The organism is Segatella sinensis (assembly GCF_040095255.1).
GTDB classification, from domain to species: Bacteria; Bacteroidota; Bacteroidia; order Bacteroidales; family Bacteroidaceae; genus Prevotella; species Prevotella sinensis.
Map to the genome: position 1 here is coordinate 66,130 of NZ_JBBNGE010000008.1, position 24,017 is coordinate 90,146.

Annotated in this window: 24 protein-coding genes; 11 read left to right on the plus strand and 13 right to left on the minus strand. The window is 43.4% G+C overall.

Annotation, left to right across the window (positions count from 1 at the left end; genetic code table 11):
- Window positions 1–37: 37 nt before the first annotated feature.
- From traK to AAAT87_RS03850, 10 genes are all read right to left on the minus strand, one after another.
- On the minus strand, window positions 38–655 hold the full coding sequence (traK, locus tag AAAT87_RS03805; RefSeq protein ID WP_089543213.1) for a conjugative transposon protein TraK: 618 nt from the start codon (window positions 653–655) through the stop codon (window positions 38–40).
- A gap of 23 nt (window positions 656–678) precedes the next feature.
- On the minus strand, window positions 679–1,794 hold the full coding sequence (locus AAAT87_RS03810; RefSeq protein ID WP_218420817.1) for a hypothetical protein: 1,116 nt from the start codon (window positions 1,792–1,794) through the stop codon (window positions 679–681).
- An 88-nt stretch (window positions 1,795–1,882) separates the two neighbouring features.
- Entirely contained in the window at window positions 1,883–2,626 is a 744-nt protein-coding gene (locus tag AAAT87_RS03815; protein ID WP_349225681.1) for a DUF5045 domain-containing protein, read from the minus strand.
- Between the two features lie 14 nt (window positions 2,627–2,640).
- Entirely contained in the window at window positions 2,641–3,414 is a 774-nt protein-coding gene (locus AAAT87_RS03820; protein WP_349225682.1) for a hypothetical protein, read from the minus strand.
- An 81-nt stretch (window positions 3,415–3,495) separates the two neighbouring features.
- A complete protein-coding gene (locus AAAT87_RS03825) occupies window positions 3,496–6,150 on the minus strand; it encodes a hypothetical protein (RefSeq protein WP_349225683.1) in 2,655 nt (884 codons plus the stop codon).
- A 9-nt stretch (window positions 6,151–6,159) separates the two neighbouring features.
- Window positions 6,160–9,057, minus strand: coding sequence for a TraG/VirB4 family ATPase (locus AAAT87_RS03830; protein WP_349225684.1), 2,898 nt, complete (start codon window positions 9,055–9,057; stop codon window positions 6,160–6,162).
- Window positions 9,058–9,082: 25 nt separating this feature from the next.
- Entirely contained in the window at window positions 9,083–9,382 is a 300-nt protein-coding gene (locus AAAT87_RS03835; protein ID WP_218420791.1) for a DUF4133 domain-containing protein, read from the minus strand.
- A 1-nt stretch (window position 9,383) separates the two neighbouring features.
- Window positions 9,384–9,773: a DUF4134 domain-containing protein gene (locus AAAT87_RS03840; RefSeq protein ID WP_428848539.1), complete on the minus strand. Its 390-nt coding sequence runs from the start codon at window positions 9,771–9,773 to the stop codon at window positions 9,384–9,386.
- 48 nt (window positions 9,774–9,821) lie between these two features.
- A complete protein-coding gene (locus tag AAAT87_RS03845) occupies window positions 9,822–10,154 on the minus strand; it encodes a DUF4134 family protein (RefSeq protein ID WP_254918884.1) in 333 nt (110 codons plus the stop codon).
- Window positions 10,155–10,187: 33 nt separating this feature from the next.
- A complete protein-coding gene (locus AAAT87_RS03850; RefSeq protein ID WP_349225685.1) occupies window positions 10,188–10,652 on the minus strand; it encodes a hypothetical protein in 465 nt (154 codons plus the stop codon).
- Between the two features lie 623 nt (window positions 10,653–11,275).
- On the opposite strand from AAAT87_RS03850, the gene AAAT87_RS03855 reads away from it, so the two are divergent.
- The 6 genes from AAAT87_RS03855 to AAAT87_RS03880 all read left to right on the plus strand — a co-directional run bounded on the left by AAAT87_RS03855 (window position 11,276) and on the right by AAAT87_RS03880 (window position 15,958).
- The gene (locus tag AAAT87_RS03855; protein WP_089543597.1) at window positions 11,276–11,566 is read left to right on the plus strand and encodes a sulfide:quinone reductase; all 291 of its coding nucleotides are present in this window, start codon (window positions 11,276–11,278) and stop codon (window positions 11,564–11,566) included.
- A 3-nt stretch (window positions 11,567–11,569) separates the two neighbouring features.
- Window positions 11,570–12,139, plus strand: a complete 570-nt coding sequence (locus tag AAAT87_RS03860; RefSeq protein WP_349225686.1) for a hypothetical protein — start codon at window positions 11,570–11,572, stop codon at window positions 12,137–12,139.
- 47 nt (window positions 12,140–12,186) lie between these two features.
- Window positions 12,187–12,534 (plus strand): hypothetical protein, encoded by a 348-nt coding sequence (locus AAAT87_RS03865; protein WP_349225687.1) that lies wholly within the window; start codon window positions 12,187–12,189, stop codon window positions 12,532–12,534.
- 374 nt (window positions 12,535–12,908) lie between these two features.
- Window positions 12,909–14,306, plus strand: a complete 1,398-nt coding sequence (amrB, locus tag AAAT87_RS03870) for an AmmeMemoRadiSam system protein B (protein WP_349225688.1) — start codon at window positions 12,909–12,911, stop codon at window positions 14,304–14,306.
- Window positions 14,307–14,342: 36 nt separating this feature from the next.
- Window positions 14,343–15,230, plus strand: coding sequence for an AmmeMemoRadiSam system radical SAM enzyme (gene amrS, locus AAAT87_RS03875; RefSeq protein WP_349225689.1), 888 nt, complete (start codon window positions 14,343–14,345; stop codon window positions 15,228–15,230).
- 20 nt (window positions 15,231–15,250) lie between these two features.
- Entirely contained in the window at window positions 15,251–15,958 is a 708-nt protein-coding gene (locus AAAT87_RS03880) for an SDR family NAD(P)-dependent oxidoreductase (RefSeq protein WP_349225690.1), read from the plus strand.
- 54 nt (window positions 15,959–16,012) lie between these two features.
- Here the strand turns inward: AAAT87_RS03880 and AAAT87_RS03885 are convergent, their stop codons facing one another.
- The 3 genes from AAAT87_RS03885 to AAAT87_RS03895 form a co-directional block, all read right to left on the minus strand.
- Window positions 16,013–17,374 (minus strand): MATE family efflux transporter, encoded by a 1,362-nt coding sequence (locus tag AAAT87_RS03885; RefSeq protein ID WP_349225691.1) that lies wholly within the window; start codon window positions 17,372–17,374, stop codon window positions 16,013–16,015.
- A 160-nt stretch (window positions 17,375–17,534) separates the two neighbouring features.
- Window positions 17,535–18,728 carry an IS200/IS605 family element RNA-guided endonuclease TnpB gene (tnpB, locus tag AAAT87_RS03890; RefSeq protein ID WP_142990576.1) on the minus strand — a complete coding sequence of 398 codons (1,194 nt, stop codon included), beginning with the start codon at window positions 18,726–18,728 and terminating at the stop codon, window positions 17,535–17,537.
- A 231-nt stretch (window positions 18,729–18,959) separates the two neighbouring features.
- On the minus strand, window positions 18,960–19,649 hold the full coding sequence (locus tag AAAT87_RS03895) for a polysaccharide deacetylase family protein (protein WP_349225692.1): 690 nt from the start codon (window positions 19,647–19,649) through the stop codon (window positions 18,960–18,962).
- A gap of 214 nt (window positions 19,650–19,863) precedes the next feature.
- On the opposite strand from AAAT87_RS03895, the gene AAAT87_RS03900 reads away from it, so the two are divergent.
- From AAAT87_RS03900 to AAAT87_RS03920, 5 genes are all read left to right on the plus strand, one after another.
- Window positions 19,864–20,808, plus strand: coding sequence for a DUF362 domain-containing protein (locus AAAT87_RS03900; protein ID WP_349225693.1), 945 nt, complete (start codon window positions 19,864–19,866; stop codon window positions 20,806–20,808).
- Window positions 20,809–20,833: 25 nt separating this feature from the next.
- Window positions 20,834–21,370: a flavodoxin family protein gene (locus AAAT87_RS03905; RefSeq protein WP_349225694.1), complete on the plus strand. Its 537-nt coding sequence runs from the start codon at window positions 20,834–20,836 to the stop codon at window positions 21,368–21,370.
- A gap of 461 nt (window positions 21,371–21,831) precedes the next feature.
- A complete protein-coding gene (locus AAAT87_RS03910; protein WP_349225695.1) occupies window positions 21,832–22,656 on the plus strand; it encodes a hypothetical protein in 825 nt (274 codons plus the stop codon).
- Window positions 22,598–22,993, plus strand: coding sequence for a hypothetical protein (locus AAAT87_RS03915; protein ID WP_218421122.1), 396 nt, complete (start codon window positions 22,598–22,600; stop codon window positions 22,991–22,993). The genes AAAT87_RS03910 and AAAT87_RS03915 overlap by 59 nt, the downstream gene beginning before the upstream one ends.
- 583 nt (window positions 22,994–23,576) lie before the next feature.
- A complete protein-coding gene (locus AAAT87_RS03920) occupies window positions 23,577–23,894 on the plus strand; it encodes a hypothetical protein (RefSeq protein WP_349225696.1) in 318 nt (105 codons plus the stop codon).
- Window positions 23,895–24,017: the final 123 nt, after the last annotated feature.

The following is a 24,017-nucleotide window of genomic DNA, read 5'->3' on the forward strand; positions in this document are numbered from 1 at the left end:
CATTTTCTTTAAATTCATTATATATAATGTGTAAGGATTAATACTCAGATTTCTTTCTCTCCTCCAAATCCCTGTTGTAAAGGGTACGCCAGTTGGTAATCAAGATGCCATGGGGATTATTTTCCGTTCTAGGCACCTTCTTCAGATTACCAGCTGTCACGATTTCACGCATGAGGATATTGGTTCTACGCTCAATCCGCTGTCTGCCATAATAGGTAAAGGTAAGAGAATCCTTGTTCAGCCGGATACTGTCACAGAAAATACTGCAGATGGTGGATGTTCCTATCAAATTGTTATAGAATCCCTTTTCCTTCAGTGCATTATACTGGGCAAGTCCTGTCTCATCTATGAGATACATGGCTTTCTCCATGGTATAGCGGATATACTTGTCATCAGGAGCCAATGTGAAGAAGAAATGATGAAACATCTCAATATCACTCTTTGCCTCTACATCGAAGGTCTCTTCCATGGTGGTCTGCTTGACAAGAACCGGGACATTTCCATCCAAGACATATACCTTTTTCTGGGCATCACTTACCATACCTCTAGCAATGACTATGCTGCCAAGGCTGATGACCACGCAGCCTATGAGAAAGAGGCTGCTGATGATCATTACCATTTTAATCTTGTTTTCTAAATTCTGTAATACGGCCATTATTTCAAATGATTTATAGGATTTTACGATTTCGGCATCAAACTCATGGCACTTTGCTTGGCTGAAACAGCCACTCCCTCGCCGAAGTTACGAGTGGAGAAGGCAGTATCTCCCTCTGGAATCATCCATGCTGCCAGGTCTGGAACCAGATTTAAACATTTCAGGGAAACGATTGAGGCCACCAGCAGATAACCGCAGGTCATGAAGGCATTTTGAATATAGCCTGTAATCTCCCCCTTTCCTGCTGTGATGACAGAGAGGTTCTCCACCTGCACACTGATCACGATATCAAATAGCAGGAGCACATAGAAGCCTACGAAGTAGAGCATGGCTCCATATAGATGCACTGTCAGATATCGTGTGAGCCATTTTGCCCAGGCCCCTTCCCATTTAGGCAAAACGGAAAATGCCCACTGGATAGGACCGAAGATGGTAAGCATGCCCAAGATGATCTGTTGGCAGAATATGGTACTCCACCATCCGATTCGGTAGATGACAAGAGCCAGGAACATGACGATTTTATCAAGTCCTATGATCAGGCCGGCAAACACCGTTCTATCAGCGGCTTCCTGCGCCAGCTGCTCGCCTTCCTGATTGGATTCAACTCCTTCCACCTGCATGGTGGCATCCTGTACAAGTTCGCTCAAGATGAGCTCCTTGGCCACTTTTTGGGAAGGGGCAACCTTGTGATATAGGGAATCCCTCTTCTGAATCAGCGGCATAAGCTCATTATATTTCTCACTTACCTGTACTGCTTCAGCTTCATAAAGATCATGGGTATAGGAACCTATGCAGTTGGGAATGAAGGCCAGCGCATCCAGGATACTTCCTTTATTATTGGTGGAAGAGGGATACCAGAAGCACATCACCAGGGCAATGCCCAGGATCTTCATGATTTTTATCACATCGATAGGTTCACCCTTGACCAGCATCTTGTAGGACATGGAACCTGCTACGATAATGGAAAACAGAGCACCCAGTGCCATACACATCTGGAGAATCCACCAGAAGGGACCTTGTGAACCGATGAAATCTGCATTGCACAGAAACTCATTTGTCTGGAACACAACATTGTCTATATCTTCCTCAAACAGATCCACGCCAATGGTCTTGGAGAGGTCTGAGAGATAGCTGCTCATTCCACTTGTGACACTGCCAGTGGAAGTGTCCAAGATTAAAGATGTAAATGCCATTGTATTTCTTTTCTATTTTTTGTTTCTACTTTTCTCAGGGCTTGCTACCAGCAAAGCCATCCACAGCCATGGCTGCCTGCCATCGTCTATAGGCATCAGCAGCTATAACAGTATTGGAACTGCCTCGTTCCATCTTGGTATCATTCTCTGTAAATTTCTTTCCCTTCTTCAGAGAGTTCCAATAAAGAAGTTGTCTGACCAAGGTCATATTTCTCTTGACAATATCCTGATAGATAGCAAGATATTCTTTTTTTCTCATACCCAGGTCCTGATAGGATTCATGGGTGACCTTGATGGCCATTTCAAGACAATTGTAAATATTGCGCCAGCTCTGATAATCACTGGGGCTACCTCCGTAGGAGACGATATGATTGATGTTTTTGTTAAACAGCTCCATCTTCCGATCAAGTTTGCTCTTTTCCAACGTCCATGACATATCCGAGATTGATGAACGGGAAGTGATGTTGAGGGCTTCAACCTTGGTCCGTTTTACATAGCTGGAATCTATCTTCTCTGCTTCATTCACTTCCTTCATGGTGTTTGCCATCACCTCCGTTCGGTAGAGAAGCTTGTTCCTGACGTTGGCATCCTTCTGATAGTTCTTATGGAATGCATTGTAATACCAGGCCGGCGAGAGACTGCCCTTGCCAGTTTCCATCGTAGTGAACTGGTTCATGATATCTCGCTCATGGATATAAGTCACCTCCTGAGCCTGTAGACTGAGACCTGCCAGCAAGAATAAGGCTAGAAATAGCCTTCTAATATGAAGTCGTTTCATGATTGCTTTCTATTTTAATCTTTTCTTCCTCCTATTAAACTACCACCCCCCAGAGGCAGATGGCTAAATGGCTTTTTCTCCTGAATACAGGCATGCGCCTCATTTCCAGCGGCCAGCCACCTGGTATAGGAGTCTTTGACGATTTCCTTGATTCCCCGGGCCATGAAGATTTCCTTTTTCCAGTAACCAAGGCGGATGGTCATATATGTATGGATGTCCAGATAGGCATGATAGATAGCATAGTCGATTTGATCCATACTTTCATTGATGCTGTTTAGAATCTTCATCAGATTGGCCGTGGAACATTCCGAAGCTCCTGAGAGAATGAGTGACAAGTCCATATATGACTTGTAGAGATTCTCGGTCTCCAGTTTGATTTCATCCACGGTTCTGGAACTCGTGTTGAGAATCAGGGTATCTGATGACCATACTGCTCCATGTGAGAGAATCTTGTCGTGATAGGTATCAACGAGTTTCCAATATCCCTCTATGTTACGTTTGATGCTATGGTAGGTATTCACCCCATGGAAGGCTGTAGCAGTACCCTGCAGAACCAGGTCCAGAATCTCAAAACCTCGTTTATATTTATCCAGCTGGTCTTCTATTTTCCTGTAATCCGTGATTTTCTTGCTACTTTCCTTATGATATTCATACACACCTAGTTCCATAATGGCTCTGACATCCAGCACCGTTCTTACTGTCTTATGGTTGTCTATCATGGCTTCCAGAGAAAGAGGATCATCCTGTGCCCACATGGCTGAGGGCAGGATGGCCATCATGAAAGCCAAAATATTCCTTCGAAAAAAGGATTGAAGTTGGAAATTACTCATTGCATTGAAATGTCATTTGTTAATTGTTATGTTACCATTTTATGGACTTTCGCTATTGCCCGGAGAAGAGGATTTCTTCATAGCCTTCAAGCTGGCATCTTCCCAACGTCTGAGGGCATAGTCAGCTATGTCCGTTCTTCCTTCTCTGCTCACTACCTCAATGATCTGCCTCTTAAGGAAGTCAAGAATACTCTCCCTCTGAGTCATTACCTTTTCTATGAGAACCAGCTGTGCAAAGATCTTAGTGAGCTCCTGCTCTACATATCGTGCCACCTGAAGGCGGTCACTGGCCAGAAGAAGATGGATACCGTCTTCATCATCCTCTTCATCTGCAACCTGGGTTGAATAGTTGTATCTCACCGCGATGCTGCAGCTGGGAAGGTCAGCCATCCACTGTTTCAGATGCTTGTTGACCTCATCGGCTCTTTGCTGCTCTGTCTGGCTCATATCGAGCTTCAGAACTTCAAGTACTGTTTCTGAACTGCTGCTAGAGGTAAGCTTAAAGTCCACAGAGAGAATAGCACGATGAATCCTGACACCTAGAACATACTTGGGCTTTCGACTCAGCTTCAAAGTGGCAGTATAGGTAACAGCAGTCTTGGCATCCGGACAATAGCCGTGCCTTACAAAGACATATTCATCACTGCCCTGCACCCATTCCCCCTCATCCAGCCATTGAATATGATACATCGAGGCAAGACTGACCATGTTGGAAGGGATCCGATAGGGACCATCCAGGTTGTCATTCATATCCTGATAGTACTCATCCAGGGCATTGCCAACCTGAGAGAGTTTATTTTCTGTATGTCCAAGCTGCTTCTTGAGAAGGGTATTGTCCTTGGAAAGGGCATCATACTGTGTTTGCAGTTTCTCTGCCAAAGGATAGTTCTTATATCTTTTAGCCTGATTGATCCTGGCAAGGAGAGATCTCAACTGGGTATCGTTGGAACTGATCTCGGATCTGAGAGCGTTCACCTGATCAGATAATTCCTTTTGCTGCCTGATGAGTTCCTTGGAACCATCATCCTCTAGTACGGGAGAATGGGACATGGCAAAGTCCTTGGACTTCGGCCATTCCAGATGATTTCCCTGGGCGCCGTTTTCCTTCCAGTTGAAAGAACCCTCACCAAGTGATGCTCCATCTTCACATTGAGCTATGAAACTCACGGTATTGCAACCCTCCATCTTCTTTTCATCGGCCATGGAATAGTAGCGTGGAGTATCACTTCCCAGCAGAAAAGTCACAGAAGGATGATCCTTCAAATAAGCTTCATTTTCTTCCTTATAGCCTTCCAGGCGTGCCTTCATCTGATTCATGAAGGTTGTCTTATCCATGGTTTGAGAATCAAAGATTTCCTCATACACTTCTTCTCTGATATCCCAAGAGTCAGTAACCCGCACCGCATAGGAGTTGAAGCAATAGCGTTCATCATAGGAATGCTTGAATGTTCCACCCTTATAGTGCCGTTGCCGGTCCTCATGCTTTTTGAAGTATTGAACCTTGCACTCGTGCCCAGGATTCTGTTCATTATAAGCCTGGCATTTGGCAGTATTCCATTCTGTAAGCTTGAAAAGCTTGTTCTTCACGACTCCCTCCTCTTCTAGAGTAAGATTCTTATAACAGGGAATCTTGGAATAGGAATCCCTCTTTTTCCCACTGGCATGAACATGCCATGCCTCATTCCACCGCTGGTCACCATAGGACTCATAGCTGGGTGGGGAGTAATCACATAGGATCTCAGAACCCACATCATGCTTATAGATATACCATCTCTGGGTATAATACTGCCCTTGGAGTTCCTTGAGATAGGAAGAGATATAGCCTGTAAGGTTGTAGTGGCTGGTTTGAAAAAGCCTTTCCACTGCATCTTCGTTGCCTTCACCCACTACGGCAAACAGCATCTCCTTGATGTTGTCGGCATCCTTAAAGGTTTGATAATGGTCCTTGAAAGACTCATACATCTGGGCTATCTCCTTAGGCTTTGCTTTGAATATTTCCCCAATCTTGCTGGCACTTTGCAAGTTACTGTCATAGGTAACCTTTCCTGCCTGTGCAATGACGCTACCCAGATTCTTAAAATCCTCCATGATTTCCTCCCGGGTAATATCCTTGCCGAAATCTCCCAGCTTTCCCAAGAGCGACATCCAATCCACATCACCCAGTTGGGCTAGATTGAACAATCTCTGGAGATCTTCATTGAGAATCAGAAACGGTATATCCTTGAAAGAATGTCGGCCATTGGTAACTACCAGTTCAAATTGCTTGCAGAGATTCTCCACATTGGTAGTTGTCCTGAAAAGATAGGGACCCCAATAGATGGCATTCTCGGGCTGTTTGAGCATCTTTCCTCCCACAGTGATGAACTTGGGCATAATGCCATCTTTCACCAGGTGGAAAATTCTGCGGTAATAGTAGTTCTCTTCAGAAGCGAATAGTCCAGGGTTACGTCGTGCATCCCTCAACATCTTCTTACTCTGGAAAATACCAGCAGAAGCAATACCCGCAGACTTATAGTGCTCCAGAATCTTGCTGATGTTATTGGCTGTGGAACCTTCCTCCAAAGCCTCAATCTCATAAGCAGCTGTCATGGCGGCAGCCGTTACCTTATCAATGTTCATGCTACTCCAGCTTACAGCAGCAAGGGGAGAATACATGAAAACAGAAAGCACGATGAATGCAAGGAATCTATGCATAGTCTTATATTATGGATGTTTATAATTGAATACTTTTCTTTCCTTGAGAACCTTTCGTGAAAAATCCAAGGATTTCGTGATGCCACTGAGCTTCCAGTCCCTGACAAAGGTCTCGACCGCAGTCCTGTAATCAGAATGAAGGAGCTGCATGTAGAGCTTCAAAGCTTCCTTCTCCTGCTTCTCCGTGGTATAGACCATATAGCACTCTGGTGGTTCCTCCACGCCAAACACATCACCCTTGAGTCCACGCTTGATGAAAACTTCCATGAATGGAGACCTGCCTTCCTTGTTATCCAAGCCGTTGATGGTGAAGATCTTCTGGCAGTCATTGTCGGTAAGAGCCAAAGTGGACTGGATCTCAGAGAACTTATCCTTGAACTTACTCTGGTCAAGCAACATGAAGACATCAGAATTATTGATGATGGCCTCCTTAACGATAGGAGAGGAGGTGATATCCTGAATCTCCTGTGTGACCACTCCCACCATAGCCCAATGTTTTCTAGCTGTTTTATAGAGATACTTGATATAGCTCGCCATCACCGGTGTGGCTATGGCTTTCCATGCCTCTTCAATAACCAGACACTTTCTGCCCTTCTTGATTCTCATTTTCTGAGTGAACACATCCATGATGATCAGCACAATGATAGGGAAGAGAATAGGGTCATCCTTCACCTTGTCTATCTCGAAGACGATGAACTTTTCATCAAACAGCGTAGCATCCAGGTCATTATTCAGAATATGAGATCGTTCTCCACCTTTATAGAATGGCTTGAGAATGGCGGCAAAATCATGGATAGCAAACTCTATCTTCTGCTGAACGATAAGCTGAGGTATTCTCACCAGGGCGAACTCATAATAGGTATTGAAGGAAAGTTCAGAAACCTTGAGACTTCTTTTCTGGCGCTCAATCTTATCAATCTTACGCTCGATACGCTGGAGATAGTTCTTTTCCACGAGTTCCGGAGTCAAACGTTGGAGCTGGTGAAGGGCTGCTTGCTTTTCACCCTCTGTAGCTGCAGTATCTTCCACCACGGCCTGTAGCTTATTGACCAGACGAGAATTTCTCGAAGTCATGTCCTTTTCCTCAGACAATTGCTCATATCGATCCTCGAGCTCCTTTTCATATTGGTCATACTTGCCATTCTTTTTATCTTCCAGCAGAAGAATCTCCTTCATCTGCCTTCTTTCGTCCTTGCTGAAGTTATCAAAAGGATGGAAGTAGGCCTCATAATATTCCGTGATGGTCTGGTTGATGACTGTATCTTCAATCTTGCTTGGGTAGTCAGTTCCCTTGAAGAGTTGGAAAATCAGGCTTTTCAAGAAGTTCTTCTTCTCGCCAAAGTTCTCCTTATACTCAAGTTCTGAAATCTTGAACGGATTCATTGAAATCGGTTTTTCCTTGCTATAAGAGATATAAGACCCACCGAAGTAGTTGCAGATTCCCTCATAACTGTCACCGGTGTCCACGATGACCACGTCCGTATCCTGCTCATAATATTGTCGCATCACGGAGTTCATGAAGAAACTCTTACCGCTTCCAGATGGTCCCAGGACAAAGAAATTGGAGTTGTTGGTATATTTGACCTTACCTTCCTTGCCGGTGATGTCTATGGGTAGTGGCAAGCCCTGCCGGTCTGTGTAATAGCATTTCAGGGGTGAAGAGTCACCCTGTTGCTGGTGTTCCTTATACATCAGACAGAGAGCCGGTTCCGAGAGCGTCAGAAATCTGTCATATTCCTTATTAAGCCGGAAGCAATTACCAGGGAAGCTGCCAACGAAGAGTTCCAGTTGGTTATAAGCTCTCTTGGATATATGGATGCTATGTCTTGCGAAGAGGTTCTCCAAGGAATTGGTTATCTTTTGGAAATCCTTATCCCCAGAAATCTTAACCACCATGTTATAGTGGGCATAGACGAGCATCTTGCCGTTACGGACGATTTCAGACTGAACCTTTTCGATGTCCTCAACGGCAATCTGATTGTTGGGATTGGGAATGGAGGCATGACGGTTCTTTTTCTTATCCAGCTTCATGATTTCCCTTTTTTGGTTGGGAAGGAAGATCACCTGATTATACACCAGGGTATCAACCTCGGGAAGCGAGTCGATGGAAGAAAGCAAATCCTCGGAGAGAATACTGTTTCCTACCTGGCTTTCAGAATAGGGACGAAGCATGCCCGGCAAGCCCACCTGATCCACATCCAAAAGGCTATAGGCCTTGATATGGTGCTTTCCCATTCCAATTTCCTCGCTGGTGACCTTGAAATCACTCATGGAAACTGTGGCGTTCTTGAAATCCATGGCAAAGAAACGGTCTGCATACCTCTTGCATTCTTCGGCCTTGAGAAAGGAACATTCCACATTGCTGACCTTCAACCTGTCATGGACCTTCTGGATTTTCACCAGGAAGTCCTTCCATTTGGCGGGATCATAACTGTGGATGGTTCCTTTCTTACCTTTTCTTGTAATCATCAGGAAGGTTTCATGAGCTACATAACTTCTTCCATGAAAGAACCTGAAATACGAATCAGAAAGGAAACGTTTGGATATAGAGCTTTTTCCCTTGGCAGCAATACTATTCATATCAAACTGCTTGCGAACGAAGACATCCTGCTTATGAAGGGCATAACCTTCCCCCAAAAGTTGCAGAATAGAAGAGAACAGGCTTATGAAATCGTAATAGCTAGCCTTGGAAGCGGAATATTTTCTTATGGGATTTCTGATTTTAAGTATAGCGGTATAGTCCCCTCCCTTGGTATAGATGATTCCCATATCGTTCACATCTTCCACGCTGAAATAAATGTCCTCGAAGACCTTGGCCCTTTTTCCTCCAGTACCAAAGGCGCAAATGGAGATACCCATGCCTATAATCACTGCAATTAAGAGCATTACTACTGCGATTGCAACCATTTTACTGAATTATATGTTGTTTTACTTAATAACTTTTTGAACGAGCAAAGATGAAAATACCCTTGGGTGCTTTCTTGCTGTGAAGTCCCTGATGCTGCTTCAGAAATATCATGGACCCTCCCACGCCTAAAAAGGTGGTAAGCAGGAGAAGTCCAGCCAGGAATCCCAACAGGATGTAGCCTATGAGAAATCCCAGGAGTCCTCCTCCCACAGCACCAGCAGCCCAGAAGATATACCTTCCTTTCAGACCCAGGAATTCAAGGGGTTTTTGAAGTCCCTTGAAAACCGGGTAGTCCTTAAATCGTTCCTGGTCTTTCTTGCCCATATTAAAGACCGAAGAACAAAGGCAAACACTGAGCTGCGGCAATGAGGAAGATGCAGGCACCCACAATCATCATGATGCTCTTCTTGACATCCTGCTCCTCGTTGTTCATCTTTACATATACAGAAATAGCGCCAATCATGGCAACAATACCTGCGATGGCATAACAGAGGTTCGTAACGACGGGCACATATCGCTTCAAACTCTCGGTGGAAGTCTCAATAGCAGCAAGACCAGCATCCACATCCTGTGCGAAAGTAGTGATACTAACCATGAAAAGCATCATGGCCATCATACAGATACGAGGGTTCTTGACAAAAGCCTCTGCATTCTTTACTGTGGCTGCGGCGCCCTTCTTTGCGCCGCCTGCCAGATTACTGAAAAGTTTATTCATTTTTTTCTTGAAAAATTAAATGATTATATAATTCTTTGACTAATTTATCTACCATAGGTGGTCAGTTACCCCATATTGGAATCCGAAGAATGACGGGAAAATAAAAGTGGCACATCCAAGAAAAATCAAACTTCCTATTAGAATGAGCACACTCTTGGCAAAACCGTCTTCACCAGTTTGCATCTTTATGTAGATATTGATGGCACAATAGAAGCTCAGGAGTGTTGCGATGGCATACATGAGCTGGGCTACATAAGAGCACATCGTGAGCACATAAGTGACCATATCATAAAGTCTTCCGGTGTTTCCGCTATAATCAGTGGTTCCACAATTGGCCATGGCCAGGTGGGAGATTGAAAGCAACAGCATTGCTATCGCCATAACTTTAGTATAATCCCTCATTTTGGATACTGTTTATATCGATACTCCACCTAAATTCTCGGCGAAACTATTGATGAATGCTTCGCCATCGATCATGTTTTGAAGGAAATCATTGGAACTGATTTCCTCTTCAACGTCAGCCTTGCAGGTGATCATTTCCTTTTTCGCATTGCTGATTCTTGCATACACCTCATTTACATCCATTTGCTCCACATCTTCCACTGTTATGGAAGCTGGTAGTTCCTGAGAAGATTCGATGGAGGTCACCCCAGTTTCACTGATTTCTGAAGACGAATGAAGGAAACTATCCTCATCCACATCTACAGGCTGTTCCTCTTCCAAAACTTGGGGAACATGATTTGTTGAGGTCTTGAAAACCTCCTCATCCGCCTTCTTTTCACTTGGCGCTATCTTCTTGAGATCTAAGACGATGATAATCGCATAATAGACTGCAAGAAGGAATGTCATTGTTAATGCAAATATGCTAAATGTTTCCATTGTTATTTGATTGATAAATTCCTGATTACGGGTGCAAAGGAACAGCTTTTTTAGCAGATAATACCTATTAAACCAATCAAATACGTTTTTTAACTAAAAACCGGTTATTTTGTCAAGTAAAACTCAAGAAAGTGTTAAAATGGAAACCTGTATTCTACTTGTGAATAATAATAAAAGCTATTTTGATGATGATGATGATTCTAAAACAATCAACTTCTAAATAATGATATATAATAACTCCGTTTTTGTTCTGTCAGGTGAACCTCACTTTTTATCCTATCAGACTTTGCACTTTTTACCACAGGCTTTTTTCTTTGCAAAGGTATGGCTGTCCTGGCAGACACCAAGCACCACCTCAAAAGGTTATACTGCTAAAAACTTGTTCAGCAGCCTTCCACAATCCAAGATTGGGTTTTCCGAAAAGTTTTTAGCCGCATTGCCTGGTTTTCTGCCCTGATAGGGACACCCATCTTTTTAGCACGAAAAAAGGCATAGTGGTAAAGGTTACGCTGGAATGTAATTAAAAAAAATCTCGGATTCTCCCAGAACAAAAGTCTTGAAAAGGCTGGGTTTCAGGAAATCTAGAATATAATTTTAATGTTGAACTTTTAAATAAAGCTTTTATGGAAAGAATGATTTCAGAAAAGGACAAGGAGTTTACGGACGTTTTCTCACGTTTCGTTAATGGCAAGATGGGCAGTGCACAGCTTACCGGTGAGGAATGGGCTAATGACCATCGTTATCTTGTGAATGAGAAATTCAAGGTGGTGATGGCATTTATTGACAAGCTAGCTTATTGCTATGAGCAGGGTTGGTATGACCCACGTGATGAGTGGGCATGCACATTGTCGGCATCCATCATGGAGCATTTGAAGGAGAAACAGCTGTATTATTCACAAATTAAAGATAGATAGGAAATGGCAAATTGGGCATCAACTAGTTACAGAATAGAAAGCAAGCAGAAAGACCTTCAGGAGATATATGACCTCTTCATGGAATTTAATGAGAACGGAAGAACCCCTTTCGATAATCTTACTGACAAGAATTGGGAAGGGAACATCGTCTGGGCTTTGGGAGGAGACACCAATAATTACTACCTCAGAGGATTCATCCAAAGTTGTGAAATTAGTGAGGGCATGCTCTCCATCGAGGCAGAAGAAGCATGGGGAGCATCTGATTTCCGCCATTTCCTAGAAAACCATTACAAGGACATGAAGGTATATTTCATGGTGGAAGAAGACGGTGACTGTGTTTATGCCACAAATGATTCAGAAGGCAAGTATTTCAGCTGCCGCTTTGTGGTTGATTCTTGTCTTGATGGGGCATATGACTATGAATGCTTCAATACGGAGAAAGAAGCCCTTCATTATATTGCTGAGCTTCTTGAGGTGGATTCCATATCAGTGGAACAGCTTGAGACCTGGCAGAAATATCACGAGAAAGAGGATGATTACTTATATTTCAATGAATATAAGATTGTTGCGTAGAATAGGTAACGGAGAGGCTAACCACCTCTCCACAATATAAATAAGGTATGGAATACATAGATTTCGTCAAAAGAAAGGTGCAGCTGCATCATGAGATAGAGAATGCCATCAAGGAAATGATGATGGAAAAAGGTGTGACGGAGATAGACCTTTTAAAAGATGAGGAATCATTTGATGCAGGATGGCTCATAAGAAGCATTGGTGATACCAATGCACTCGAAGAAGTACTAGTGGCTAACATCAAAGTGGAGAACAACACCTTGTATTACAAGGGCAAAACCACTTGTGAGACAGATGAAGATTGGCAACTGTTAGACGTGAGCGATAATGTCCTGCTCGGTAGCATTGACACTGTTTATGATGCGGTTTTTCAGAGAATCAAATCAAACTTCTAAGAAAGGGAGCAAGGGGCTAAGTGCCTCTTGCTTTTTCGATCGGTGCTGCCTATATACTTTTGAGCGGTATATAGGCAGCACAGTTTGGGTATCTCCGATAGAAGTTGAATGGATATGTATCATATCTAAGCCATATATCATTCGTAACTAAGATGTGTTACATTAAATTTAATTTAAAATTTTCCTTACCTTGCGCTTTTCTTAATCAAATATTGTATCTTTGCATAAGATAAGTTGCACTCGGCAATTTGAAAGCAAGCTTTCATTGCGCTCGTTTGCATTATCTTTGCAACAAGGTGGCTACTATAGCTACAAACATCAACATCGAGGATATGAGAAGTGTTTTATTCATCGTATTAATATTGGTAAGCATTATGATGGAAGCAAAGATTCGCAAACCTGCAGTAGCAGGTAGTTTTTATGCTGACGATGCCAAGGAGCTTCGCCAGGATGTGAGAGATTGTTTCTCTCAGTGCAAGAATCCTGTCATGGAACATGTACAAGCCGTTATCGTACCCCATGCAGGTTATGTGTTTTCTGGAGTAACGGCAGCATCGGCTTTTGCAGCCATCCATCCAGAGGCAGAATATGAGCATATCTTTCTTCTGGGACCAAGCCATCATGTTTATCTGGGCAAGGCTTCTATTAATGAAGGTGCTTCTGCCTACGCCACACCTTTGGGAGAAGTAGCTGTAGATACAGCCCTTTGCAGGGATTTGATGGCTAAAAGCGATGCCTTTACCTATGTACCAGCAGCACATGAGAGTGAACATTGCCTGGAGGTGGAACTGCCATTCCTGCAATACCACATGAAGAAGATGCCGCCAATCGTTCCAATTATCATCGCGACTCAGGAACTCAGTACACTAAAGGAGATTGCCAGCTGCCTGAAACCTTATCTGAACGAAAGAAATCTTTTCGTTATCAGCAGCGACTTCTCTCATTATCCTGCCTATATGGATGCCAAACTGGTGGATGGACTCACCAAAGACAGCATCATGACAGGAAAGACAGAGGCTTTTGTTAATGCCACACTGCATAATCAGGAACTCAATATCGGCAATTTGGCAACGAGTGCCTGTGGCATGGCTCCTATTGCCACCTTGCTGATGATGACAGAAAAGAATGCAGGGATTCATCCACATCACATCATGTACTGCAACTCCGGTGATTCACGATACGGAGGAAAAGACAAGGTGGTGGGCTATCATTCTTTTGTATTTACCACTCAAGCTGCCAGCTTTGAATTGACTCAAGATGATAAGAAGATGCTTAAGTCTATCGCTTATCATACCATCGAGGCTTCTCTTGAGGGAAAGAAGTATGAGCCTAGCGGACTATCTGATATGCTAAAGACCCACTGCGGTGCCTTTGTTTCTCTGCATAAGAAGGGGAGATTAAGAGGCTGCATCGGTCATTTTGGTGAAGATATGCCATTATATCAGACTGTGGTACAGATGGCTAAGGCGGCAGCCTTTGAAGATCCCCGCTTTTATGGGGTTACATTGGATGAACTGGATGATATCGATATTGAAATCTCCGTGCTCACTCCGATGAAGCGTATCCATAGCATTGATGAATTTCAATTGGGCAAACAGGGTATTTTCATGCGCAAGGGATATCATACGGGTACCTTCCTTCCACAGGTGGCTGATGAAGTAGCGTGGTCGAAGGAGGAATTTCTGGGCCATTGCGCTCAGGACAAAGCCGGAATAGGATGGGATGGCTGGAAGACGGCAGAGCTATATACCTATGAAGCCATCGTATTCTAGTGGCTAGATGATTACAAATATTCTAAATCTTTAGATATGATGAAGGAATGCAGATTTTACAAGAAGCTGGATGGGGTAGGGAGGTATGCAGCCAATACGGTAATGTGTGAACTTTGCCCTCATTGCTGCATCATCTCGGAAGGCAGGCATGGGAAATGCGGCAGCAGATGGAATTTTGAAGGGAGGCTTTACTCTGTGGTCTATGGCAAGCCCTGTGCCTTGGCTGATGACCCTATTGAGAAGAAACCCTTGAATGAGTTTCATCCGGGAACCCGCTGTCTGTCTCTGTCCTGTACAGGTTGTAACTTCCGCTGTCTCAACTGTCAGAACCATGACATCTCTCAGGTGCTTCCATCTAATGTTGACTTCTATGAGCTGTCTCCTCTGGAAATTGTAGAGATCGCCGTCAAGCATCATCTGCCAGGTATCGCCTTTACCTATACTGAGCCGCTTACCTACTATGAATATATCTATGACATAGCTCAGGAAGCGCATAAGAGAGGACTCTGGAATATTCTGGTATCAGCAGGTTACATCAACCCGGAACCCTTGAAAGAGATTGTATCTTTCATAGATGCAGCCAATATCGACCTCAAGGCTTTCTCCGATGAAGTATATCAGAAGCAATGTGGCGGTCATTTGCAGCCAGTTCTTGACACTCTTCTTACAATCAAGGAAGCTGGAGTACATCTGGAGATAACAAACCTCTTGATTCCAGGAGTGAATGATGATGAAGGTATGATAAGGGATATGTGCAGATGGCTCAATGATCATGGCTTTGACGATTGCCCTCTTCATTTCAGCAGATTCTTTCCTCAATATAGGATGAAAGATTCTATACCTACTCCAAGAGAAACCTTATATCTAGCCCGTAGGATTGCAGAGGAAGAAGGAATCAATAAGGTATATTTAGGAAATATTTAAAACAGAAAAAATTGATTGAAATGAACAAAACAGCATTTATCACCGGAGCCAACAAAGGTATTGGCTTTGGAATCAGCAAGCATCTTGGTCTAAGTGGCTGGGATATCATCATCGGTGCTCGTGACGAAGCGAGAGCTTTGGAGGCAATGAGCAAGTTGAAGGAAGCAGGATGTACTGTACTTGGTTGGGTGAATATAGAACTCGGCGATCTCGACAGCATCAGTCTGGCAGCTAAGGAAATCAAGGAGAAGTATCCTTCGCTCAATCTCCTTGTTAACAATGCAGGCATCCCAGGAGACATGTCCAAGACCAGTTGGGAGACAGACATGAAGGATATCAAGGAGACAACAGACGTGAACTACTTTGGAACCCTGGCAATTACTCAGGCACTTCTCCCACTTATCAAGACTAACGAAGGTAGAATAGTCAACGTAACGGTTCCAAGCGAGATCAGTCCCTACTGGCATCCATTGGCATACGTGGCTAGCAAGGCTGCCCAGAATGCCATGATGGGAGTAATGGCTATGGAGTTTAAACAGAACAACATCCCGGTAGAGATTTTCAGCGTACATCCTGGTCCTACTACCACAGATTTGAACGGCAACATGGCTTTGCCAGGTTTCCATACGATTGAAACGGTAGGCGAGAAGTTTGCCGAGCTCATCAACGATGGAAAATCCCACAATGGTGAGTTCATAGAATTGTACCCTATTGTGAAGGAAGATTAAGAACATATGTCTTCAAGGGTAAAAAAATAGCACTGTAAATTTAAAGCAGAATATTCAATTGATATTCTGCTTTTTTACATTCTTCCAATGTATTCGATAGAGGGTAAGCATCATGAAGCCGGTGATAGCCCAAGAAAACGGGTATACCCACATCAGAAGCTTGAAATCGTTGAAGTGGGGTAACACTGCAAACACCCAAACCATACGGAGTACGCAGGTACCGAAGATGGTGACAAGGGTAGGGGCTATAGATTTACCCATGCCACGCATCGCTGACGCTGCCACCTCATAACTTGCAGCGATAAACTGGATAACAAGAACATTATGCATTCGTATCTTTCCATATTCCAACACATGAGGGTCACCCGTGAAAAGCCCCAGGAAGAATTCATCTTGCCAGGTAAAGCACCAGTTACATAAGGCGCAAGTTAATGCCCCCAGAGCCATGCAAATCCAGAAAATGCGGTTCACTCGGTCGAGTTTTCCGGCACCATAGTTCTGACCGATGAATGTAATTGCGGCTCCATTGAAGGCAGCGATGAAGAAATAGCTGTAGAATTCGAAGTTGAGTGCAGCTGCTGAACCGGCTATTGCTCCATAGCCATAACCATTGATAGCAGACTGTACCACCACGTTTGAGAAAGAGAATACCATTCCCTGCAATCCTGCGGGTACACCTATCTGCAGCATTCGTCTCAGTTCCTTCCATTTTACACGCATTCTCTTGATGTTCAGTCGAAATGGTCCTTTCTCATGAATTAGGAGGTAGATGATGAGAGCTGCACTCACTGCATTGGCAATAGAGGTAGCGATGGCCACACCAGCCACACTCATATGAAAGACGATGACGAAGATAAGGTTGAGTATGGTATTCACGATGCCCGCCACCATCAGGATATAAAGTGGTCGGCGCGTATCGCCCATGCTTCGGAGTATTGCAGAACCAAAATCGAAGATCATGAAGAAAGGGATACCTAGGAAAAAGATACGGAGATAAGTCACCGCCAAATCGAGAACATCGGCTGGGGTATTCATCAAAGTAAGAATCGGTCGAGCCACGCTAATGCCCAATACCATAAGAAAGAGCCCACTTACCAGTGCAGTGATTCCTACTGTTCCAATGGCATCCCGGATACTCCGCTTGTCATTTTGTCCAATGTGGTTGGAAATAATGACGTTGGCGCCCATCGAAACTCCCATAAAGAGATTAATGAGCAAACTGATGACTGGTGTGTTGCTTCCCACTGCCGCCAAAGCTTGGCTGCTGGCAAAGCGTCCCACTACAGCAACATCCACCGAATTAAACAATTGTTGCAAGATGCTGCTTGCTGCCAGAGGGAGGGTGAACACTATTATCTTCATGAGCAATGGTCCATGAAGCATATCAATCTGATTCCTTGATTTTGTATTATCCATATCCATTCAATCTTTTTCCTTTTTGAGTCCTTTTCGCTTTATCTAAAGAGTTTTTCTCTTTCATCCTGTTTTGAGGTGCAAAGTTACTGCTTTTTGTTGAGATTGAGGAATCATAACCCAGAAATCTATTAAAATTCGGTAAAATAGCTAAGGATTTGAACTACCCACAAGCTAAAGACTTGTGGGATTCCGACTTCATCAAGGAATGCTTGCAAGCAAGTCTTACGCCCTCTCCATCGGTGTAATCGACAGTTCCTGCCGATATATTTCTTAAACCTTCATCAAGTATATTCTTCGCTGCATTCAGGTCACGGTCTATTAACTCACCGCAATTTGGGCAAGTATAGTAGCGGTCTGACAAAGACAGATCCTCCTTGACATGGCCACAATAATGGCATGTCTTCGAGGATGGATAGAATCGGTCTATCTTAACCAGAGTTTTGCCGTACCACTTTGCCTTGTACTCCAACATGGTAACGAATGTACTCCAGCTAGCATCAGAAACTGACTTGGCAAGATGACGGTTTCTTACCATTCCCTTGACATTCAGGTCCTCGCAACACACCACATCGTATCTGCGAATGAGGTCAATGGAAATCTTATGCAGCTTGTCCTTACGGCAAGACATGATTTTCTCCTGCAACCTGGCGACCTTGATACGCAGCCTGTTCCATGAACCGCTTCCCTTCTTCTTGCGTGAAAGATGCTTTTGCATCGTTGCCAGCTTCTTTGAATACTTCTTGATGAACTTATTTGATGAGTACCTGTCATTATCGGAAGTAATCACGAAATCCTTCAAGCCCAAGTCAATGCCGACACTCAGATTGGTTTTCTCCAAGTCCCCGACCACAACCTGCGCCATGATGGTAACATAATACTTTCCGCCCGGTGTTACAGATACTGTCATATTTCTTAACTCGCCCAAAACATCCTGACTCTTGGCGAACCTGATGCCGCCTTTGAATTTCGGGATGAATATTCTGTTGCCTTCAACCTTAAAATGCTGGGGAACAGCAAAGCTGCCCCCATGTTTCTTTGAGTGGAAACGTGGGAATCTGGCTCTCCCCTTGAAGAAGTTTACATAGGCGGTTTCCAAATGGCGCAAGGCATGCTGCAAAGTCTGACTATTGATTTCCTTTAACCAGGAGTAGGCCTCGGTCTTTTTCATTGCAGTCAGCTCCTTTGCCTGCTCATAGTAGTTGGAGCTCTTCCTGGTCTGCTCATACTGTTCCTTGCGCTTGGCGAGAAAATGATTGTAGACAAAGCGGACACTACCAAAATAATTCGCAAGCATTTTCTCTTGCTTCTTATTCGGGTAAAGCCTAAACTTATATGTCTTCTGTATCATCTTCATAGTGTACAAAGGTACGAAATTTTTCTCCAACAACAAAGGAAAGATGCAATTATTTGCAAAATATTACGCGATTTCAATATATGTGATGCAAATAGTGACACCTTCAGAAAATACATTGAGAAACAAAGCTAATTTTTGTGCCAATTCATCCCAGAGGCTAAAGACCTTTGGGTTTTCTTGGCAACATTATATAAATGAAACAGGTGTTAAGTTAGACTAAATGCATCCTATTTATTTGATAATGTGATTTGGATGTGCAACATCAGTATATATCAGATTCTTCTGAGCTTTGATGCCCTTCTTTTTGAAGAGTTCTCTCACCGTGACGAAACGGAAGCCTCTCTGCTTGAGAATAGGAATGATTTGATCCACTGCTTCTACAGTTGCTTCATTACCCTCGAAATCATGGAGCAGGAAAATGAGTCCATCCTTGGCGCTTTTTAGCATGCGGCTTACTCGTTCCTCCGCTGTAACCGTAGGTTCCCAGTCCTCACAATTCTCACCACATATGAAGCCCAGCTTAACAGTATCATACATCGTCTGGGTGACATTAATATAAGGTGGACGGAAGTAAACCGGTGATTTACCCACATATCGCTTCACAAGAGCTGATGTAGCCCACACCTCCTTTCGGATGGAATCAGCAGAAAGCTGTGACATAGGACTATGAGTAAGACTATGGTTTTCTATATCATGACCTTCCTTATGGGCACGAACCATAATCTTGGCACTCTTTGGGGTGATGTTCTTGCCTATCACAAAGAAGGATGCCTTGACCTGGTGCTTCTTGAGAACATCAAGCATATGGGCGGTAGTGGTGGTGTTGGGACCATCATCGAAACTTAGAGCTACCAATTTGTCTTGAGCCTGACTCATGATTGCCTGGAAAGCCATGAGCAGCAGAAATATTATTTTTTTCATAAGTTTTTTATTTTTATATGTACCGCAAAGATAACTATATTTTTTGGTAACTCATTATATTTTAACTGGATATTGTATATTTTTTTGCGGCTTTCTATATCGCTGGCTTGAATATCTGACTTTAGGGTATAAAAAACAGTAATCATGATGATGGACTTTTCATTTTTTGTTGTATTTTTGCATTCGAATAGACAGACTTTAAAAAAGAGAAACGATGAAAAAGCTAATGGTATTACTTATGGCATTGATGAGCACCATGGTGCTTCATGCCCAATCAAAGGTTTACATGACCAAGGAAATCAGTCCAGCAGCCCTTGTCCGTATCTACAAGGCTTTAGGGGTTCCTGCACATGGTCATGTAGCCATTAAGATCAGTTCTGGAGAAATGGGTGGCAACAACTATCTCAAACCTACATTGATCCGGGATCTTGTAGATGAAGTAAACGGAACCCTGGTAGAATGCTGTACAGCCTACGGCGGAAGTCGTCAGGACAAGGGTAAACACTGGGAGACCATTCATGCTCATGGTTTTGACTCCATTGCAGCTGTGGACCTGATGGATGAGTTCGGTCAGATGCGCATTCCAATCAAAGACAAGAAACACCTGAAGTATGATATCGTGGGGGATCATCTAGCCAACTATGACTTCATGATCAACCTGGCGCACTTCAAGGGTCATGCAATGGGAGGATTTGGAGGTGTATTGAAAAACCAGAGCATTGGTGTAGCATCCACGGCAGGAAAAGCCTACATCCATTCAGCAGGTTTCACGGATGACCCGGCCACTGCCTGGAAGAATCTTCCCAAGCAGGATGACTTTCTGGAAAGCATGGCTGCTGCAGCACAGGCTGTGGGTGATTATTTCGGCAAGGGCAACATCATCTACATCAATGTAATGAACAACATGAGTGTAGACTGCGATTGCGACAGCCATCCTGCAGATCCGAAACTCAAGGACATGGGAATTCTTGCAAGCACGGATCCTGTGGCTCTTGATCAGGCTTGCCTAGACCTTGTTTTCACCCACAAAGGAAAACCTGGTGATGATGAAAAGCCACTCATTGAGCGAATCAATCGTCAGCATGGTACCTACATCACAGATTATGCAGAGAAGATAGGTTTTGGAAGTAAGAAATACAGTTTGGTGATGATCAAATAGAGTTTGACTTTAAATGAAAACTGCAATGAAAAAGATTATTGTTATATCAACCAGTCTCCGCAACGGCTCAAACAGTGACCAGCTTGCGGACAAGTTCATTCAGGGTGCCATGGAGAGCGGCAACATTGTGGAGAAGATTTCCCTCATCAACAAGGAAATCGCTTTTTGCAAGGGTTGCATGGCCTGCCAGAAGATTGGCAAATGCGTCATCAAGGACGATGTGAACGCCATCATGCAAAAGGTATTGGAAGCTGATGTCATCTGTTGGGCAACTCCTATCTACTATTACGAGATGAGCGGACAGATGAAAGTGCTCATTGATCGCATGAACGCAATGTACAGTCTCAATTACAAGTTCAGGGATGTGTATTTGCTTACTACAGCTGCCGAAGATGAGCCAGAGGTTCCTAAACGTGCAGAAATGGGACTAACAGGATGGATTGACTGTTACCCCAAGAGCCATTTAGCCGCTACACTTTTCTGTGGAGGAGTAGATGGACCTCGCAGCATTGAGGGCAACAGCAAGCTTGAAGAAGCTTATGAAATGGGAAAGAAGGTGTAGTATTATATCAAGAGTCCGGTCAAGGCAACCCGTGAAAGGTTACTTTGGACCGGACTTTCCTTTTAATGCCCTTACAGTATATTTCGCATTATTACCTGAAAAACAGAGGTTATGCGGAGGTAACTACTCAGCACCCCTACAGAAAACTTCTCGTTAATAAAGCATAAACTTGATTTTGCTTCACTGCTGTCCCGTTTAGAAATCGTCGGGGCTGAAAAGGCTAGGATATAGCCAATCCTCCGTAGTTACATGCGGAGGTGTTCTAGTTAAATTATCCTAAACTGTTTATTGATTGGATTTTTCTTTCTTTTCTCTTTCTTTTAATATAATTTTCTTTCTCTATTTCTTTCTTCCTGTTATCAATATATAGGGGCCGTTAACGAACCTTAAATCGATTTGGCGGCTCCAGGATTTCTATTTATATTTGCAGCCGAGAAAAAATTGAGTATATGAAAAAGGAAATGAATAAACCGGCGGAGAACATGCTCAGATTGTATGACTCGGTCATCTATCCAGGAAAGTGTGAGCACATGAGAAAAATGGATAGAAAGAGATTGCGTTCTGTATGGGCGTATGATATCACCTATCTATATCCTGTGATACAGGAAGGCATCGATTGGATGAAATTCGGGCTCTTTGACTCCAAGAAGCTCGACAGGAAGGTTCCCTTCTACAATCATCAGCAGGAGATATTCCTGCAGATGGCAGAGAAATGTGCCTGGATAGAGCAGGTGATTGAATATCCAGAGGAGATTATATATGATGAGGAATTCACATTGACGTTCACTCCTGATTATATGATTATTCTGGAGGATGGATGTATCGTAATGGTGATGCTCATGCCCTACCATCTGTTTTCCACTCAAGCTGTACAGAAGAAATGGTATGCTTTGATGGAACACTGCAGACTCCATGGATATGGATGTGTACTTTACGATATCAAAAGAGGAATCAGCCTTCATTGGTTACTTCATCTATGGGAACAGAAGGACATGACCCTTTTTGAGAAAGAGATAATGGAGACGCTAAGAGCCCGGAAAAGTCATTGGCTTGACAGCTTGAACATGCAGAAGATCATGAAGAAGCACCAGGCCAACCTTTGTGACATACAGGCACTCGTTTTCAAGCACAAGCTGCTGTTCATTCCTGAAAGCAAAAGTCGGAAGGTAGCATTGCTGAAGCTCCATGAAGAAAATATGTTTGATTCACAACTAATCATCGATGCACATGAAAAGAATTATCACTCATCCAGAAGAAACAATATACGAGCTAGTAGCAAAATCTGATTGTTTAGAGTTTTGGAAGTCCATGGGATTTGAATACAATAGGGCAGGAGACCGGGATGATGAATATTATCTAAGAAAGACATGTTCTTACGGTCTTAAGCAGGAAATAGGAGGACTGGCCATCATTCAGAGCAAAGGGCAAGAAGGAATCGCCAACAGATGGGGATGCATTCTATTGCCCTGTCAGTTTGAGAGGGTTGAGATACTGACCAGTAATGATTCACATGGGATACAGAAACTGCATTTTGTGGGATACAAGGAAGACTGTATGGAAATGTACGAGTATGAAGGGGAAACTCCCATCAAGACATTGACATTGCATAAGTTGATAGCCTGATAGTCCTTATCTATGGGGTATTGTTCCTCCACTTGAGGAAATCTCACCCATTTTTAAGGGAGATTGGCTATGCCTTCACCCTCAGAGCTTTTATCGTGCAAAGGTAAGGCTGCTACAGCAGATGCCAAGTACCGCCTAAAGGCTAGAAAGCTAAAATCTTTTTTGGAAGCCTTCCACAATTCCCATGGAATTGGGTATTCCCAAAAGATTTCTACTATCTTACTTGGCGTTCTGCTGAAAAGCATCCTTGAAAGGAGGCACGAAAAAGGCTATGGTGTGAAGGGTATGCCGGAATGTCATAAAAAAAGTTCGGTTTCCTGTGGAAAACAAGTCTTTTAAAAGGCTGGTGCTCAGGAAATCCAGAATTTTCCTCGCGGGGGACGGGCGGAAGCAGGGCATGATTATACCTGTCATGTGGTCTGATGCTGGGAAACAAATGGAAGAATATACAGCAAGACTGCGTTATATGCATATATGCAGTATATATATTCCGAAAGTGTTAAAATCGAAGTTTCATTGTGCAGAGGGGATAGATGCAGAAGAAATCTATTATCTTTGCACGCTTAGAAGAGTAGAAAAAAGAATGAAAGCAAAGGAAATTGAATGGAAAGATATAAGTGTTTTGCCGCTCAGTGCCAATGTATTTCCTCCAGGCAAGCCCTATAAGGCACAGATGATGCTTGGTAAGGCATTTCCCATCAGCAAGGCTCAGACCATGGAGTTAGTCAAGAAGGGATGCAGCATGGCTGAAATGAATTCTGAGGATGTGTGTATCATAGAAAGGCTTCTTGAGAAATATCACATGACTGGTGAATACAGATATGTGGGTGACAAGAGGCATGTAAAACTCATCAACCAGATGAACCTAGACAAGGCCTTGAAGCTGGAATACGACTTTTAGCATAGGACAGGAAGGCCTCTTGAATCCATTCAGAATACAAGAGGCCGAACCAAAGGAATTTTCCTAAATGAAATGTGGAAGTTTCATGCTGCAAAGATACGAATAATTTCTTGAAATGGCAAA